The 16,799-nt window shown below is 69.9% G+C and carries 14 protein-coding genes and 1 pseudogene; 10 read left to right on the top strand and 5 right to left on the bottom strand.

The genetic code is table 11. The features are described 5' to 3' along the window. The first annotated feature begins 9 nt into the window (after positions 1-9). Both ACQEV1_RS37555 and ACQEV1_RS37550 read left to right on the top strand, forming a co-directional pair. Complete coding sequence (locus ACQEV1_RS37555; protein WP_433400778.1) at positions 10-1,707, top strand: glycoside hydrolase family 6 protein; 1,698 nt, start codon at positions 10-12, stop codon at positions 1,705-1,707. A gap of 206 nt (positions 1,708-1,913) precedes the next feature. Continuing rightward, a complete protein-coding gene (locus ACQEV1_RS37550; protein ID WP_433400775.1) occupies positions 1,914-3,719 on the top strand; it encodes a serine/threonine protein kinase in 1,806 nt (601 codons plus the stop codon). Between the two features lie 308 nt (positions 3,720-4,027). On the opposite strand, the gene ACQEV1_RS37545 is transcribed toward ACQEV1_RS37550, so the two are convergent. Next, positions 4,028-5,038: a LacI family DNA-binding transcriptional regulator gene (locus ACQEV1_RS37545; RefSeq protein ID WP_285636537.1), complete on the bottom strand. Its 1,011-nt coding sequence runs from the start codon at positions 5,036-5,038 to the stop codon at positions 4,028-4,030. A gap of 302 nt (positions 5,039-5,340) precedes the next feature. Here ACQEV1_RS37545 and ACQEV1_RS37540 point away from each other — a divergent pair, with 302 nt between their 5' ends. The 8 genes from ACQEV1_RS37540 (at position 5,341) to ACQEV1_RS37505 (ending at position 14,637) form a co-directional block, all read left to right on the top strand. Further along, positions 5,341-6,201, top strand: a complete 861-nt coding sequence (locus ACQEV1_RS37540) for an ABC transporter permease (protein ID WP_285584029.1) — start codon at positions 5,341-5,343, stop codon at positions 6,199-6,201. 62 nt (positions 6,202-6,263) lie between these two features. Continuing rightward, on the top strand, positions 6,264-7,280 hold the full coding sequence (locus ACQEV1_RS37535) for an ABC transporter substrate-binding protein (protein ID WP_433400772.1): 1,017 nt from the start codon (positions 6,264-6,266) through the stop codon (positions 7,278-7,280). 56 nt (positions 7,281-7,336) lie between these two features. Further along, entirely contained in the window at positions 7,337-8,149 is an 813-nt protein-coding gene (locus ACQEV1_RS37530) for an ABC transporter ATP-binding protein (RefSeq protein ID WP_433400769.1), read from the top strand. Positions 8,150-8,203: 54 nt separating this feature from the next. After that, entirely contained in the window at positions 8,204-9,355 is a 1,152-nt protein-coding gene (locus ACQEV1_RS37525; protein ID WP_285636502.1) for a Gfo/Idh/MocA family protein, read from the top strand. After that, positions 9,352-10,494, top strand: coding sequence for a dihydrodipicolinate synthase family protein (locus ACQEV1_RS37520; protein WP_433400765.1), 1,143 nt, complete (start codon positions 9,352-9,354; stop codon positions 10,492-10,494). Before ACQEV1_RS37525 ends, ACQEV1_RS37520 begins: the two co-directional genes overlap by 4 nt. Beyond that, positions 10,491-11,300, top strand: coding sequence for a sugar phosphate isomerase/epimerase family protein (locus ACQEV1_RS37515; protein WP_433400762.1), 810 nt, complete (start codon positions 10,491-10,493; stop codon positions 11,298-11,300). The genes ACQEV1_RS37520 and ACQEV1_RS37515 overlap by 4 nt, the downstream gene beginning before the upstream one ends. 155 nt (positions 11,301-11,455) lie before the next feature. Beyond that, positions 11,456-13,528 carry a PQQ-dependent sugar dehydrogenase gene (locus ACQEV1_RS37510; RefSeq protein ID WP_433400759.1) on the top strand — a complete coding sequence of 691 codons (2,073 nt, stop codon included), beginning with the start codon at positions 11,456-11,458 and terminating at the stop codon, positions 13,526-13,528. Positions 13,529-13,632: 104 nt separating this feature from the next. After that, on the top strand, positions 13,633-14,637 hold the full coding sequence (locus ACQEV1_RS37505) for a LamG-like jellyroll fold domain-containing protein (RefSeq protein ID WP_433400756.1): 1,005 nt from the start codon (positions 13,633-13,635) through the stop codon (positions 14,635-14,637). A 216-nt stretch (positions 14,638-14,853) separates the two neighbouring features. Here the strand turns inward: ACQEV1_RS37505 and ACQEV1_RS37500 are convergent, their stop codons facing one another. The 4 genes and pseudogenes from ACQEV1_RS37500 to ACQEV1_RS37485 form a co-directional block, all read right to left on the bottom strand. Continuing rightward, a complete protein-coding gene (locus ACQEV1_RS37500; protein WP_433400753.1) occupies positions 14,854-15,702 on the bottom strand; it encodes an LLM class F420-dependent oxidoreductase in 849 nt (282 codons plus the stop codon). A gap of 89 nt (positions 15,703-15,791) precedes the next feature. Continuing rightward, complete coding sequence (locus ACQEV1_RS37495) at positions 15,792-16,052, bottom strand: helix-turn-helix domain-containing protein (protein WP_433406047.1); 261 nt, start codon at positions 16,050-16,052, stop codon at positions 15,792-15,794. Beyond that, a pseudogene (locus ACQEV1_RS37490) lies at positions 16,001-16,144 on the bottom strand (hypothetical protein); the annotation flags it as partial. The gene ACQEV1_RS37495 and the pseudogene ACQEV1_RS37490, both read right to left, overlap by 52 nt. Positions 16,145-16,197: 53 nt before the next feature. Next, positions 16,198-16,707 (bottom strand): ATP-binding protein, encoded by a 510-nt coding sequence (locus ACQEV1_RS37485; RefSeq protein WP_433400750.1) that lies wholly within the window; start codon positions 16,705-16,707, stop codon positions 16,198-16,200. Positions 16,708-16,799 lie beyond the last annotated feature (92 nt).

The following is a 16,799-nucleotide window of genomic DNA, read 5'->3' as shown; positions in this document are numbered from 1 at the left end:
CATATCCGCATGAATGTCAACGTCCATCGTCCGCGCGCGGGCCGATCGGCAGCGGTGGCGCTGGCCGCCCTGCTGCTCGGTCTCGTCTCGGCGCTCGTCGCCGCCGGGTCGGCGCACGCGGCGACCGGCTGCAAGGTCACCTACACCACCAACGACTGGGGCAGCGGTTTCACCGCCAACCTCGGCATCACCAACCTCGGCGATCCGCTCACCTCCTGGACCCTGGAGTGGGACTTCGCCGGCAACCAGCAGGTCACCCAGGGCTGGAGCGGCACCTTCACCCAGAACGCGAAGCACGTCACGGTCAAGAACGCCTCCTACAACGGCGGTCTGGCCACGAACGCCTCGACGTCGCTGGGCTTCAACGGCTCCTACTCCGGCACGAACGCCGCGCCCACGACGTTCAAGCTGAACGGCGTGACCTGCGACGGCACCACCGGCGGCGGCGACGGCGGCAACCCGACCCCGCCCCCGGGCGACGGCTCCCACGCCGACAACCCGTTCACCGGCGGCAAGGGTTACGTGGACCCTGAGTGGTCCGCCCAGGCACAGGGCGACGGCGGCAGCGCGGTGGCGAACCAGCCCACCGCCGTGTGGCTCGACCGGATCGCGGCGATCAACGGGGCGAACGGCGGGATGGGCCTGCGCGCCCACCTCGACGCCGCGGTGTCCCAGGGCGCGAGCTACGCGCAGTTCGTCATCTACGACCTGCCCGGCCGGGACTGCGCGGCGCTGGCCTCCAACGGCGAGCTCGGCCCGACAGAGCTCAGCCGCTACCAGAGCGAATACATCGACCCGATCGCCTCGATCATGGCCGACTCGAAGTACGCGAACCTGAAGATCGTCACCTACATCGAGCCGGACTCGCTGCCCAACCTGGTCACCAACGTCAGCGGCAACACCGCGACCACCGCGTGCCAGACCATGCAGCAGAACGGCAACTACGTGAAGGGCGTCCAGTACGCCCTGAACAAGCTGCACGCGATCAGCAACGTCTACACCTACCTCGACGCAGGGCACCACGGCTGGCTCGGCTGGGACAGCAACTTCGGTCCCTCCGCGCAGCTGTTCGCCACCGTCGCCCGCGGCACGACCGCCGGGGTGAACAGCGTTGACGGCTTCGTCATCAACACCGCCAACTACTCGCCCACCACCGAGCCGTACCTGCCGGTCAACGACCAGACCCGCCAGTCGAAGTGGGTGGACTGGAACTACTACGTCGACGAGTCGAGCTTCGGCGCGGCGTTCCGCCAGCAGCTCATCTCCGACGGCTTCCCGTCCGGCATCGGCATGGTCATCGACACGTCCCGCAACGGCTGGGGCGGTTCGAGCCGCCCGACCGGCCCGAGCTCGGCCAGCGACATCAACACGCAGGTCAACGCCGAGCGTGTCGACCGCCGGCCGCACGTCGGCGACTGGTGCAACCAGTCCGGCGCGGGGCTCGGCGCGCGGCCGACCGCGGCTCCGGCCGCCGGCTTCGACGCGTACGCGTGGGTGAAGCCGCCGGGCGAGTCCGACGGTGCCAGCAAGTCCATCCCCAATGACGAGGGCAAGGGCTTCGACCAGATGTGCGACCCGAACTACGGCGGCAACGTCCGCAACGGCAACAGCCCGAGCGGCGCGCTGCCGGACGCCCCGCTGTCCGGGCACTGGTTCTCCGCCCAGTTCCACCAGCTGGTGCAGAACGCCTATCCGCCACTCTCCTGAGGCACGCGACGGGCGGGGACGACTGGAGGCGTCCCCGCCCGCCGCGCTTTCGTTTGCTTTCGGCGCGATTAATGCCGAGGAGGCGTCCGTAGGCGGATTATGGATGGCCAATACACCCTGCGAGAACAAGCGTTAGGCTCGGCGCCGTCAATGGTGGGCAAAGGCGGCCTCGGGGGAAAATCGTGACGGAACATCAGCAGGAACCGGTGCGCGCAGACGAAGCGGGCGCTTCGGCAGCGGGTCCGGAGGTATTCCAGCCGCTGACCGAGGACGACCCGCGTACCGTAGCCGGATACCTGCTCAGCGCCCGGCTCGGGGTCGGTGGCATGGGCAAGGTGTACCTCGCCTACACGCCCGGCGGACGGCCCGTGGCGATCAAGGTGATCCGCCCCGAGTTCGCCGAGAACCCGGAATTTCGCCGCCGGTTCCAGCAGGAGGTGCGGGCCGCGCAGCGTGTGCAGGGCCTCTACACCGCGCCGGTGATCGACAGCGATACCGAAGGTCCGCGGCCATGGCTGGCCACCGCTTACGTCCAGGGGCCCTCCCTGCACACAGCGGTCACCACACACGGCGCGATGCCGGTGGCGACCGTTCTGCGGCTCGTCGCTGGGATCGCCGAGGCGCTGCAGGCCATCCATCACGCGGGCATCGTCCACCGCGACCTCAAGCCGTCCAATGTGCTGCTCGCGGTCGACGGGCCGCGCGTTATCGACTTCGGTATCGCGCGGGCCGTCGACACCACCGCACTCACCGGCACCGGCGTCAGTGTCGGCACCCCGTCCTTCATGGCGCCCGAGCAGGCGGCCGGGACGAGTTGCACCGAGGCAACCGACATCTTCGCGCTCGGCCAGATCGCGGCCTTCGCCGCGACGGGCGTCCCCGCCTTCGGTGACGGGTCCTCGCACGCCGTCCTCTACCGGATCGTGCATCAGGACCCGGACCTGTCCCGGCTGCCGGACGAGCTGCGGGAGATCGTCGCCGGATGTCTCAGCAAGGACCCGGCGCTACGGCCGTCCACCGCCCGGATCATCGAAATGTGCGGCCAGGCGTCCCAGGACCCGGCGCTGCGTCGCCCCGACGGCTGGTTGCCGTCCTCCTACGCCGCCGATCTCACCCAGGCGGCCGCCCCGGCCCCACCGCCGCAGCCGACGCACCCGCCGACACAGGCGGCCACGGTCGCCTGGGGCCCCGGCCGCCATCCGAACCATCCGGGTCCCGCGACAGCCGGGGGTTACCCGCCGGGGGCGGTGCCGCCTCAGCCGACGCACCCGCCGACGCAGGCGGTCCCGCACACACCGCCGACGCACCCGCCGACACAGCCGGCCACGGTCGCCTGGAGCCCCGGCCGCCATCCGAACCATCCGGGTCCCGCGACAGCCGGGGGCTACCCGCCGGGGGCGGCGCCGCCGCAGCCGTCCCGCAAGCGGAACCGTGCCGGGCTGGTCGTCGCGGGACTGGCCGTTGCCGCGCTCATCGGTGGCGGCGCGTACCTGGTGGGGCACCAGGGGGCCGACAACGGCTCACAGAGCGCCCAGGGCGGGAAGAAGGGCGATGCGCCGCGGTCCGGCGGCGCGACTTCGGGCGGCACCAGCGGAGGGAACAAGGCCCCGGCGGCACCGAAGGGTGCCGTGTACAGGAATCTCAACATTCCTGCCGGTTACTCGGTGACCTTCGCCGACGATCCGCCGCGGCCGGAGCAAGCCGACGTGCACTACGAAGGAGACTTCGGTTACCTGAGCGGCATGACCGAAGCGCCCAACGTCGCCACCAACCTGACCAAGAACACCATGGCGCTGCTGGAGGCCGGTGAGCCGGGTACGCTGGCCGGCTGTCGCGCCGACACCCGATACACCACCTCCATCGAGAGGGACAAGCTCGGCAAGGGGTCCCGGATTTGCGTGAAGACCGGCTCCGGGCACTACGGCCTGGTCACCGTGCACGGTTTCTCGCCCGAGAAGTCACCGAGCCAGTTCGTCAGCGTGGACCTCACCGTCTGGCGCAACGTGGCCTGAAGGGTGTCATTACTCGGCTTGGCTTCGTGAACCGGGCCGATGCACTGTCGGACGTCGTGCGTCCTCGACGTTTGTGGGCCATTGGTCGCTGCTGGTCGCGGGGCCGCTTGTCGGACGCGTGGGTGCGGATCGCCCGGCAGGGGAGGTCCGTTCTCGGCGTTCTTACGTGAGCGGAATTCTCTGCTGTCAGAAGAACGCTGCGATCGAACATGGTCGGCACTCCGCGGTGCCACCGCCTGATCAGCCCAGCCGGACCGCGCGGTCGCATTGTGCGGACCGCTCGCCGGTTTCGACAACAGCGCCGTCTCCTACAGCTTCGGTGGGGCGGCGGTGGTGGCGCGGAGGACCACCTCGCCGGAGATGCGTTCGACGCGGCTGCGGCGGGCCGGGGCGCGGAGGGCCAGACTCATGACGCGCTCGCCCATCCCCTCCAGGGGGAGGGCGACCGTGGTCAGCGATGGGACGAGGTCGCGGACGATCGGGATGTCGTCGAAGCCGGCCAGCGACACCTGGCTCGGCACGTCGATGCCGTGGTGGCGAAAGGCGGACAGCGCACCGATCGCCATCACGTCGGTGAGGGCGAACACGCAGGTCGCCCGCGAACCGCGGCGGACCAGCTCGGTCGCGGCGGCGAATCCGCCGTCACGGCTGAACGACCCCTCGACGACCTGGTCGTCGGGCAGTGGCACCCCGGCCTCGGCCAGGGCGTCGCGGAACCCGCCGAGCCGGTCGACGACGGTGGTGAGCGCGCGCGGGCCGGTGAGCACCGCGAAGTCGCGATGGCCGAGGGCGAGCAGGTCGCGGGCGAGCGCGGCGGCGCCCTCGCGGTTCTCCGGCTGCACAGTGTCGACGCGCAGGCCGCGGTGGCGGCTGAGCACGGCGACCCTGCCGCCGGCCCGTACGTACGGGTCGAGCTCGGCGCTCATCGAGCGTTCCCATGCGCGGTCCTCGAACCCGGATCCGACGAGCAGGATCGCCCGGGCGCGCTGCGCGCGGAGCATCGCGACATAGTCGACCTCGCGCGTCGGGTCGCGGAACGTGCTGGCCAGCATGACCAGCAGGCCGTGCTCGGCGGCCGTGCGGGTGACGCCGCGGGCGATCGCCGCGAAGTACGGGTCGCTGACGTCGTGGCAGATCAGGCCGATGGCCTGGCTGGAGGCGCGGGCGAGCGCCTGGGCGTGCGCGTTGGGCGCGTACGCGAGCTCGGACGCGGCGGCCAGCACGCGTTCGCGCAGGTCGGGGCGGACCTGCGTGGTGCCGTTGAGTACGCGGGAGGCGGTCGCGAGGGAGACCTCCGCCCGCCGTGCGACGTCCTGCAGCGTGACGTGCGCACCGCCGCCGGCGTCATCCGGGCCGTCGGCGGCGTCCGGGCGGGCCGTCTTCGCCCGGGCGTGTACGGCCGGGCGTTCCGGTCGGTGTTCCTTCAAGTTCGCGTCCTCCTGGCTCCAGCATGCCGCGTCCGTGCGGCGAAGCGGAGCGGAGGGCGGGCCGTCCACGACGGAAGTCCGGACAGTTCGCCACATAACTCCTCTTGACCGCGCCGTACGCCATCCCTACGGTAACAGAAAGCGCTTTCAGAATGCGCTTTCTGGGAGCGCAGGGTCAGAGCACGGAGGAGCTCATGGTGAGTCAGAGCACCACATCCAGTGTTCCGGTGGCGGGAGTCGCCGAGCGCGACCGGCCGGGGGCCGGCGAGCAGGTTCTGGACGCGGTCGCGCGATCCTGGCGGCCCGTCGTGCTGCTCCTCGCCTGCCTCGTCCTCTGGTGGGTGATCACCGCAGCGGAGCTGGTCGAGGCCTACCTGGTGCCGTCACCCGCCAAGACCCTCCAGGTGATGAGCGACAAGGCGGGCTACATCTGGCACCACACCTGGATCACGACGTACGAGACGCTGCTGGGCTTCGTCATCGCGGCGATCGTCGGCGTCCTCGCCGCCGTCCTCATGGTGTACTCCTCCTCGATCGAGAGGACGCTCTACCCGGTGCTTCTGTTCGCGCAGGTCATCCCGAAGGTCGCGATCGCGCCGCTGCTCGTCGTCTGGCTCGGCTTCGGCCTCGCCCCGAAGGTCGTCGTCGCGGTGCTCATCGCCTTCTTCCCCGTCGTCATCTCGATGGTCACCGGCCTGAAGGCGGTGGACCCGGAGATGATCCAGCTGTCGGCGACGATGGGCGCTGGACCGCTCCAGACGTTCTCCAAGATCCGATTCCCGGCCTCACTGCCGCATCTGTTCTCCGGCCTGAAGGTCGCCGTGACACTCGCTGTCACGGGTGCCGTCGTGGGCGAGTTCGTCGGGGCAAACGAGGGACTCGGGTACGTGATCCAGCAGGCCAACGGCAACCTCGACACCCCCATGCTCTTCGCCGGTCTGCTCGTCATGTCCCTGATCGGCGTCGTCCTGTTCGTGCTCGTGGAGTTCGCCGAGAAGCTACTGCTGCCCTGGCACGCCAGCCGTCGCGGCGCCGCCGTGACCACCACTTACTGACGGACGGCGTACCCGTCCCGCCGACCTGCTGACGCGATTCTGACCTACCGACGGAGACGATCATGAAACTGCGCAGCCTCGTCCTCACCCTGGTCCCGATCGTGGCGATCGTCGCCGCGTGCGGGGGAGGAGGTGACAAGACCACCAGTGCCTCAGGCAAGAAGCTGGACAAGGTCACGCTGACTCTCAACTGGTACCCCTACGGCGAGCACGCACCGTTCTACTACGGCAAGAAACAGGGCATCTTCGAAAAACACGGCATCGACCTGGAGATCAAGGCGGGGCAGGGCTCGCAGAAGACCGTGCAGGCGACCGGGGCGGGCCAGACCGACTTCGGCTGGGCGGACACGCCGGCGCTGCTGGCGGGGGTCGCCCAGGGCCTGCCGGTCAAGAGCATCGGTGTCTACCTGCAGACGACGCCGGCCGCCGTGCAGTTCTTCTCCGACAAGGCGTTCAAGTCGCCGGCCGACCTGAAGGGCAAACGCATCGCGGCCACCGCGGGTGACGCGCCGTCGCGGACGTTCCCGGCGTTCCTCAAGAAGAACGGCCTGGTGGAGTCGGACGTCCAGCTCCAGAACACCGACCCGGCGGGCAAGATGGCCGCGGTCATCTCCGGCAAGACGGACGGCCTGATCGGCTACGCCAACGACCAGGGCCCGACGATGGCCGCCAAGGCCGGCAAGCAGGTGTCGTACCTGAAGTTCGCCGACTTCGGCCTGAACTACTACTCCAACGGCCTGCTCGTCGGCGACCGCAAGCTCAAGAGCGATGCGGACCTGGTCAAGCGCATGTCCGCCGCGACCAGCGAGGCGTGGGCGGCGGCCGAGAAGGACCCGGCGAACGCCGTCGCCGCCATGCAGGGTGCGTCCCAGCAGCTCCCGGCGCCGACCGTGCTGACCGACCAGTTCAAGACGACGCTGAGCCTCCTGCACACCGACGCCACCAAGGGCAAGGCCCCCGGCGTCAACACCGACGCCGACTGGCAGCAGACCATCAGCGTCTTCACACAGAGCGGCCTGATCTCCAAGGCGCAGCCGCCCTCGGGGTACTGGGACTCCTCCGCCGGCCCGCAGGGCTGACCGACCGGAAGGTGACGACGATGGCCGGACCCGGGAGCACACGGGAACGAGGACAAGTGATCGAGCGAAGCGAGGGAACCGGCAAGGAAGCGGGCCGTGGCGGGAGCGTCCGGCTGGAAGACGTGGCCGTGCGGTTCCGCACGAAGAAGAAGGACGTCACGGCGCTGCGGGACGTGTCGCTCGACGTGGCCGAGGGCGAGTTCGTGGCCATCGTCGGCCCGTCGGGCTGCGGCAAGTCGACGTTGCTCAAGCTGGTCGCGGGCCTGCTCAAGCCGTCCTCCGGGAGCGTGCGGCTGCGGGATGAGCCGGTGACCGGCCCGCGCAACGACATCGGGTACGTCTTCCAGCGGGCTGCGCTGCTGGAGTGGCGCAGCGCCCGGCGCAACATCCTGTTGCAGGCCGAGATGCGCCGGATGCCCGCCGACCGGTCCCGCCGGCGCACCGCGGATCTCATCGCGATGACCGGGCTCGCCGGATTCGAGGACGCGTACCCGCACGAGCTGTCCGGCGGCATGCAGCAGCGGGTGGCGCTCTGCCGGGCGCTGCTGCACGAGCCGCCGGTCCTGCTGATGGACGAGCCGTTCGGCGCGCTGGACGCGCTCACCCGCGAGCAGCTCAACATCGAACTGAACCGCATCTGGCGGGAGACGCGGACGACCGTCCTGCTGGTCACGCACTCGATCGCGGAGGCGGCCTACCTCGCCAACCGGATCGTCGTGATGACCGACCGGCCCGGCACCATCGCCGAGGTCATCGACGTCGACCTGCCCGACGAGCGCGACTACGCCACGACCATGGCGCGTCCGGAGTTCGCCCGTGCCACCGGCCGGATCCGCGACCTGCTCGGCGCGGCCTCGGCCGCGGACTGACCGACACCCGGCACAGAGCGACGACCGACCACCCGCAGAGAGGAACACACAGGGATGGCACGCAGGTCCATTGGGATCGTTTTGAACGGCGTGACCGGCCGGATGGGGTACCGCCAGCACCTCGTCCGCTCGATTCTGGCGATCCGCGACCAGGGTGGGCTGACGACCGCCGACGGCACCGTGCTGTGGCCGGAGCCCGTCCTGGTCGGCCGCAGCGAGGCCAAGCTGCGCGCCGTCGCCGAGCGGCACGGGCTCACCGAGTGGTCCACCGACCTGGACAAGGCGCTCGCCCGGCCCGACGTCGAGGTGTACTTCGACACCCAGATCACCGGCGCCCGGGCCCCGGCGGTCCGGGCGGCGATCGAGGCGGGCAAGCACATCTACACCGAGAAGCCGCTCGCCGAGGACCTGCAGGAGGCGCTCGAACTCGCCCGGCTCGCCGACGGCGCGGGCATCCGGCACGGCGTCGTGCAGGACAAGCTGTTCCTGCCGGGGCTGCTCAAGCTCAAGCGCCTGGTCGACGGCGGCTTCTTCGGGCGCGTCCTGTCCGTACGCGGCGAGTTCGGCTACTGGGTGTTCGAGGGCGACTGGCAGGAGGCGCAGCGCCCGAGCTGGAACTACCGAGTGGAGGACGGCGGCGGGATCATCGCCGACATGTTCTGCCACTGGCGGTACGTGCTCGACAACATCATCGCGCCGGTCCGCTCGGTGCAGGCCCTCGGCGCGATCCACATCCCCGAGCGGGTCGGTGAGGACGGCCGGCCGTACGCCGCGACGGCGGACGACGCCGCGTACGGGATCTTCGAGCTCGAGGGCGGCGTGATCGCACAGATCAACTCCTCCTGGACGACCCGGGTGTTCCGCGACGAACTCGTCGAGTTCCAGGTGGACGGCACCGAGGGCAGCGCGGTCGCGGGACTGCGCCGCTGCCGGGTGCAGCACCGGTCGATGACGCCCAAGCCCGTGTGGAACCCGGACCTGCCCGCCACCGAGGACTTCCGCGCCCAGTGGCAGGAGGTGCCGGACAACGCCGAGTTCGACAACGGGTTCAAGGCGCAGTGGGAACTGTTCCTGCGGCACGTCGCCGACGACGGCGAGTTCCCGTGGGACTTCTACGCGGGCGCGCGAGGCGTCCAGCTCGCCGAGCTGGGCCTGCGCTCGTGGAAGGAGGGCCGTCGCATCGAGGTCCCGGAGCTCGCCAAGTGAAGATCGACCTTCCCCGGGCGGACGGCTCGCTCGTCCCGTACACACTGGGCGAGCCGGGCGCGCATCCGCCGCCGGCGGCCCCGGCGACGTCGCGCGTCGCGTACGCCGCCGCGCACGTGGTCGTCGACCCGCTGGCCGACCCCGAGCGCCTCGACTGGGAGACCACTCTGGCCTTCCGCCGTCACCTGTGGTCGTACGGGCTGGGCGTCGCGGAGGCCATGGACACCGCCCAGCGCGGCATGGGCCTCGACTGGCCGACGACGCGCGAGCTGATCGAGCGAAGCGGGGCGGAGGCGCGGGCCTGCGGCGGCCGGATCGTCTGCGGCGCGGGCACCGACCAGCTCCCGCCCGGACCGGCGCCGCTGGACCGGATCGTCGCGGCGTACGAGGAGCAGCTCGCCGTCATCGAGGCGGCCGGCGGGACGCCCGTCATCATGGCGAGCCGCCAGCTCGCCGCCTCGGCCACCGGGCCGGACGACTACGCCGCGGTGTACGGGCGGCTGCTCGGCCAGGTCGCGCGGCCGGCCGTGCTGCACTGGCTCGGCCCGATGTTCGACCCGGCGCTGGAGGGCTACTGGGGCTCGGCCGACCTGGACGACGCCGCCCGCAGCGTCCTGGCGATCATCGTCGACCACGCCGGCGCGGTCGACGGCATCAAGGTGTCGCTGCTGGACGCCGGGCGGGAGATCGCGCTGCGCCGCGCCCTGCCCGCCGGCGTGCGGCTCTATACCGGCGACGACTTCAACTATCCCGAGCTCATCCGCGGCGACGACCAGGGCCACAGCGACGCGCTGCTCGGCGTGTTCGACCCGATCGCGCCCGCCGCGGCGGCCGCCCTCGGCGCGCTGGACGCGGGGGACCTGGCGGCGTACGAGCGGATCTTCGCCCCGACCGTGCCACTGGCCCGGCACATCTTCACCGTCCCGACGTACTACTACAAGACGGGCGTGGTGTTCGTCGCCTGGCTGGCCGGGCACCAGGCGCACTTCAGCATGGTCGGCGGTCTGGAGAGCGCCCGCTCGGTCCCGCACCTGGTCCGGCTCTTCGAGCTCGCGGACCAGGCCGGCCTGCTGCCCGACCCGGAGCTCGCGGTGGCCCGCATGCGCGCGTGGCTCACCGTTCAGGGAGTGGCCACATGAGCCTCGAACGATTCAGCCTGAACCAGTGGACGACGCGATACTGGCCCCTGCCGGACCTGGTCGCGGGCTGCGCCGAGGCCGGGGTGACCGGCGTCGGGCTCTGGCGTGAACCGGTGGCCGAGTACGGCCTGGCCCGTACGGCGAAGCTGGTCCGCGACGCCGGGCTCACCGTGACGTCGCTGTGCCGGGGCGGGTTCTTCCAGCAGCCGGACGCGATCGCGGAGAACCGCCGGGCGATCGAGGAGACCGCCGAGCTGGGCGCGCCGGCCCTGGCGTTGGTCAGCGGCGGGCTGCCCGAGGGCTCCCGCGACGTCGACGGCGCGCGGCAGCGGGTCGCCGACGCGCTCGCCGAGCTCGCGCCGTACGCCGGGCGGCACGGCGTACGGCTGGCGATCGAGCCGCTGCACCCGATGTACTGCTCCGACCGTTGCGTGGTCTCGACGCTCGACCAGGCGCTCGACCTGGCCGCGCCGCTCCCCGCCGCGCAGGTCGGCGTCATGGTCGACACCTACCACCTGTGGTGGGACCCGGGCGCGTACGCCGCCATCGCGCGTGCCGGGGCCGAGGACCGGATCGCGCTCTTCCAGGTGGCCGACTGGATCACTCCTCTGCCCGAGGGCGTCCTGACCGGGCGCGGGATGCTCGGCGACGGCTGCGTCGAGCTGCGCCGGTTCCGTACGGCCGTGGACGAGGTCGGCTACACGGGGCCGATCGAAGTCGAAATTTTCAACGACGACCTCTGGGCGATGCCGGGGGCGGAGGCGCTGTCGCTGTGCCTCGCCCGCTTCGCCGAGCACGTGACCTGATCCGAGCTGTCTGGAGCGCGTGAGCGCATCCTCCGCCGACCACGCCCCGAAGGAGGCCGCCGAAACCCTCTCTTGACCCTGTGATCGCCCTCGCCTACGTTCGGGAAAGCGTTTACAGAAAGCGCTTTCCGCCTATCGACCCCATGGGTGGCAGAATGACGAAGTTCAGATGGTGCCTTCTGATAACCGTCGCTCTACTCGCGGCTCTGTTCACGGTGCCCCAGCAGGCCGCGCTCGCCGACGAAACTCCCGTCACCGACCCGATCCCCGAACGACCGATCACCTCCGACCTGGGGCTGGTCCTCCAGGAGTACGCGCAATTCCCCAAGTCCGAGCCCGTTCCCGCGCCCGTCGACGCCCGCCTCATGCGCTGGGCGCGGATCAACTTCATCGGTGAGGTGCCGGACGGCTCCGGGCGGATGTACGTGCCGGACCTGAACGGCAACCTCTACGTCGTCCGGAACGGACAGCCGCACGTCTACCTCGACGTCAAGGCGCAGTTCGAGCCGTACTTCTTCTCCGGGCGCGGCCTCGGCCAGGGCTTCGGCATCGTCGCCTTCGACCCGGGCTTCCGGACGAACGGGAAGTTCTACACCATCCATACCGAGCTGGCTTCCAGCACGACCAAGGTTCCCGACCTGACGCCGCAGGCGGGCACCATCTACCACGGCGTCGTCGACGAGTGGACCGCCGACGATCCGAAGGCGGACACGTTCCACGGAACGCACCGGGAGATCCTCCGGCTCGGCTTCGGCGGACAGATCCACGGCATCCAGGAAATGGGTTTCAACCCGAACGCCAAGCCGGGCGACAAGGACTACGCCAAGCTCTACATCGCCGCCGGTGACGGCGGACAGGGCCAGGCCGCCGGCAACGACGACCCGCAGAACCTCGCGGTCCCGCAGGGCAAGCTCCTGCGGATCGACCCGCACGGGAACAACAGCGCGAACGGCAAGTACGGCATCCCGGCCGACAACCCGTTCGTCGGCAAGTCCGGCGCCCTCGGGGAGATCTTCGCCCTCGGCTTCCGCGACCCGCACCGCTTCAGCTGGGACACCGGCGGCAGCCATCAGTTGTTCCTCGGCCACATCGGCGAGCACGCCATCGAGGGCGTCTGGGACATCCGCGCCGGCGACAACGCCGGCTGGCCGAACCGCGAGGGCCCGTTCACCTTCGTGAAGAACGACCGCTGCGACCTGTACCCGCTGCCCGAGGACGACGCGAAGTACAACTACGACTACCCGGTGGCCGCCTACGACCACGACCCGCCGGCCGGCTGGAACTGCAGCTCGGACATCGGTAAGGCGATCTCCGGTGGCTACGTCTACCGCGGCCACAAGCTGCCCGAGCTGTACGGCAAGTACGTCTTCGGCGACCTGGTCGACGGCGCGGTCTACTACACCGAGCAGAGCCAGATGCGCCGCGGCGCCGCGCGGGCGCCGATCCACCAGCTCCAGACGTTCGACACGAACGGCAACCGGCTGACGATGCAGCAGTTCGCCGGCGACAAGCGCGTCGACCTGCGCTTCGGCCGTGACAGCAAGGGCGAGCTCTACCTGCTCTCCAAGGCGAACGGCAAGATCTGGAAGGTCGTCGGCACGCGGCACTTCGCCGCCGGATCGGTGGGCCACACCCATGTGGGCGGCACGGCGGGCGCGAAGAACTGGGCGCCGGTCACCCCGTCGAAGTGGAAGTTCGAGGGTGACCAGACGATCCTGGCCGAGGCCGGCACCGAGCGTCCCGGCCCGCGTCGCCCGTTCGAGTACGCGGTGCTCACCAAGGGGCCGAAGTTCGGCACCGAGCGGATCGACGCCGACGTGCGGATCGACACTCCGACGGACGTCACCAACCGAGATGTGATCATCGTGTTCGGCTACCAGTCGGACACGCAGTTCTACTACGCGCATCTGTCCCAGGACAATTCGATCTACCCGCACAACGGGATCTTCGTGGTGAACAACGCCGACCGGCTGCGGCTCGAGGACCAGTGGGACCCGCTACGGTCGCGCGGCGCCGAGCCGTCGATCACCGACATGAAGTGGCATCACGTGACGGTGATCCGGCACGTCGACACCGGTGAGATCGCGGTGTACCTCGACCACGCGAAGGACCCGCGGATGACGGCGGTCGACAAGACCCTGGGAGCCGGTCGCGTCGGCTTCGGGTCGTTCGACAACACCGGACGGGTCCGCAACTTCAAGGTCACCGGCACGGCGGCCGGCGCCTGACCGCGGGCTCGGGCCGCCGGTCCGGGGCCCGAGCCCCCGCGCAATTCCGGCGGTCACCGTCCCAGGGCGGTGACCGCCGGACCCCAGACGCACGTGGAGGGAACATGAGAGATCTCAGCGCGACCCTACGGTCCCGGCGCCTGCTGGCCGCCGCCGTGGCCACCCTGGTGTGCGGGCCGCTCGCGGCGACCGCGGCCCGGGCGGACACCGGCGCGGCCTCGGCCCAGGGCAACGGCGACCACGCCCTGTCGGCGGTGATGCCGAGCCTGCGGCCCAACCTGGTCTCCTACTACGACTTCGAGCACCCCGTACGGGGCAACCCCGGGCAGGAGAGCGACCGCGGGTTCTCCGGCACGACCATCGACCTGATCAATGGCGGAGCCGCCATGCGCGTACGGGACAGCGTGTCCCCGGGCGGCGGCCACGCGATCCAGACCCGGCAGGTGAACCCCGCGACCAAGGGCAACGACGACTGGAAGGCCGGAACGTACTCGGCGACCGGCGTACCGACCCTGCGCGCCTTCAACGCCGCCAAGGAAGCCTCGATCATGGGCTGGTTCAAGGTCACCGGCTCCAACCCGGGCCTCAACTCCGAGACGTCGAACCCGTCCGACTACTACAACGCGGTCGGCCTGGCGGGCCTGCTCAGCGGCGACTCCCAAGGCCACGACGTACGGGCGCTGCTCGAAGTGATCGACGTGTCGGGCACCCTGCGCGTCGTCGCGCTCGGCCGCCGCATCGACGGCGGCAAGTCGCAGACGTTCGCCGCGAACCAGGACTGGCAGAGCATCCTGACTCCCGGCACATGGGTCTTCCTCGCGGCGTCGTTCGACTACGACCACGGCACGATGCGGCTCTACAAGAACGGCCGGCCGCTGGACGGCTTCTACACGACGGCCGGCGACCCCTGGCAGATCGACACACCGGGCACACACCGCACCACGGCGACCGACCCGCGCGGCATCAAGATCGGTGGAAGCTTCCCCCAGAACACCGCCGAGAGGAACCCCTGCGACTGCCGGATGGACGACCTGATGTTCCTGAACCGGGCCGTGACCGACAAGGAGGTCTGGCAGCAGTATCACCGGACCGTGTCGGGCCGCCACTGACCGAGACCGTAGGGTGAGCCACCCCCCGGGCTCACCCTACGGCTCATCCCGGGAGCGGCGAGCCGTCGAACGCGGAGATCGCGCGTCGGCGGACCGCCCCGCTGTCCGGGCACTGGTTTCTCCGCCCGGTTCCACCAGCTGGTGCAGAACGCCTACCCGCCACCCTCCTGAGGTACGCGACGGGCGGGGACACCTCGGTGGCCCCGCCCACCGCGCTCACGTGGACTGCCGCCACTTGGACGCGAGCGGTGCCCACTCATCGAGTCGGGCGAGCATCTGCGACTCGGTTCCGGCCGGCAGCAACAGCAGGCACCGGTCGATGCCGGCGTCGGCGAGCGTGGCCAGCAGCCGGTCGTCCGGTGGGGTGTTGAACACTGTGATCGGGATCGTTCCCCGACCGGCGTCGGTGGCACGCCGGCGCAACGCCGCGGCACGCTCGCTCAGTTCGCCGGCGTCGGCAAGCCCGTCACATTGCGGGAGCCAGCCGTCGCCGAACGCGAGGACCCGATCCTCGGCGCCGGGGCCGTTACCGCCGACCAGGACTGGCGGATGCGGCCGCTGGTGCGGCTTGGGCCAGGACCAGATCGGCTCGAAGTCGACGTACTTTCCGTGGAACTCGGCCTCGTCGTCGGTCCAGATCCGGCGCATCGCCATCACCCGTTCGGCCAGCAGCGCCATCCGGGTGCGCGGGTCGGTGCCGTGGTTGGCCAGCTCCATGCGGTTCCAGCCGGCGCCGACGCCGAAGAGGAACCGACCGCCCGACAGCTGGTCAAGGCAGGCGACCTCTTTTGCCGTCACGATCGGGTCCCGCTGAGTCAGCAGGCACACTCCGGTGCCGAGCTTGAGCGTGCGGGTGACCGCGGCGCCCGCGGACAGCGCCACGAAGGGGTCGAAGGTTTCGGCGTAGTCCCGGGTCGACCCCCCGTCGTTCCGCCGGCTGTGCACGGGGATGTGGCTGTGTTCCGGAAAGAACAGTGACTCAAAGCCGCGTTCTTCTATCGCGTGGGCCAGCTCGTGCGGCGTCATGCCGTACGAGCCGGCGAAGGTAGTGATTCCGATGTCCACGCCAGGAACCTAATACCAGCAGCGGATCATCGCAGCGCGTTCGATCGTCCGCCATGGATGAACGTGGGCGAATGCGTTGTGCGGACCGCTCAGCGATTCTCATTCCATCCGCGGCTTCGGAGTTCAGTGTTGTTCATGAGAAGCCTGCGCATCGCTCCGTAGCTCACGCCGAACTCTTCGGCGACGCGGCGGATCGACCATCCCTGCTCGTACAGCCGTACGGCGTCTCGCGCGTTTCGCTGAGGATCGGGTGAACCGGCGGACTCCAGTTTCGCGGTGATGTCGGTCGGCGGTAGCGGCGGTGGCCGCCGGGCGTCGCGAGCGCGGTGAGGATCCCGTCGCGTGCCCATCGGGCGATGGTGGTGGTGCGGACGCCGAAGATCTCGGCGACTTCGCGTGGCCGGAGGAGGTCGTCGTCGGGAGACGGGCCGTGGTAAGGCACGAGGGAGCCGTTCTAACTCGATCTGTGGGGAGAGGGGATCATGCCGAGCCGGTCTAGGTATTCGTTCGTATCTCCGCCGGAATGCGGAAGCCTGCCCGGACGACCTTGATCACCTGACCTCCGACCTCGCGAACCTTGTACTCCCAGCCATCCGACAACGCCGCCACGAGCAACATGCCGCGTCCGGATTCGGTCATGGCATCGAGATCATCCGCAGAGTGCACCACGGGCGCGTCTGGTGAATGGTCCATCACGTCGACCCGCGCGAGGCCACGCGCGACCGATATGCGAACCGCGAACTGATCATCCTCACCACGAGCGGCGTGGCGCACGGCGTTGGTGGCCAGTTCTGAGACGACCTCTTGAACCCGGTCGATCAGGTGAAGCTGTGCGCAGAGCTGTGCATCGTCGCCCGCTTGGGGATTCGTAACGAGATAAAGCCATTTCACCGCAAATCGCCGCGCCTCGCGTACCTGCGCGGCATCGGCCGCGTAGACCCGGAGTCGCCCCGGCTCGATACCGGATGGTAGCCATTCATCGGCCGGTGCATTTAGTACATCCATGATGTGCCCGATCTGTGAGTCTGGGCTCTGTGACAGGCCCCATAGTGGCCCTCCCCGTGAAAGAATGGGATTTCACAGTGAACATTGAAAAA

It is taken from the genome of Actinoallomurus sp. CA-142502 (assembly GCF_050936355.1).
Classification (GTDB): Bacteria; Actinomycetota; Actinomycetes; order Streptosporangiales; family Streptosporangiaceae; genus Actinoallomurus; species Actinoallomurus iriomotensis.
Note: the sequence above shows the minus strand (reverse complement) of the source record. Positions and strands in the feature narration are given on the sequence as shown.

What these genes read in the sequence shown, in the direction of transcription:
- ACQEV1_RS37555 (WP_433400778.1), top strand. Translation starts at nt 10, where the DNA reads ATGAATGTCAACGTCCATCGTCCGCGCGCGGGCCGATCGGCAGCGGTG.
- ACQEV1_RS37540 (WP_285584029.1), top strand. Translation starts at nt 5,341, where the DNA reads ATGGTGAGTCAGAGCACCACATCCAGTGTTCCGGTGGCGGGAGTCGCC.
- ACQEV1_RS37535 (WP_433400772.1), top strand. Translation starts at nt 6,264, where the DNA reads ATGAAACTGCGCAGCCTCGTCCTCACCCTGGTCCCGATCGTGGCGATC.
- ACQEV1_RS37525 (WP_285636502.1), top strand. Translation starts at nt 8,204, where the DNA reads ATGGCACGCAGGTCCATTGGGATCGTTTTGAACGGCGTGACCGGCCGG.
- ACQEV1_RS37515 (WP_433400762.1), top strand. Translation starts at nt 10,491, where the DNA reads ATGAGCCTCGAACGATTCAGCCTGAACCAGTGGACGACGCGATACTGG.
- ACQEV1_RS37510 (WP_433400759.1), top strand. Translation starts at nt 11,456, where the DNA reads ATGACGAAGTTCAGATGGTGCCTTCTGATAACCGTCGCTCTACTCGCG.
- ACQEV1_RS37505 (WP_433400756.1), top strand. Translation starts at nt 13,633, where the DNA reads ATGAGAGATCTCAGCGCGACCCTACGGTCCCGGCGCCTGCTGGCCGCC.
- ACQEV1_RS37495 (WP_433406047.1), bottom strand. Translation starts at nt 16,052, where the DNA reads ATGGGCACGCGACGGGATCCTCACCGCGCTCGCGACGCCCGGCGGCCA.
- ACQEV1_RS37485 (WP_433400750.1), bottom strand. Translation starts at nt 16,707, where the DNA reads ATGGATGTACTAAATGCACCGGCCGATGAATGGCTACCATCCGGTATC.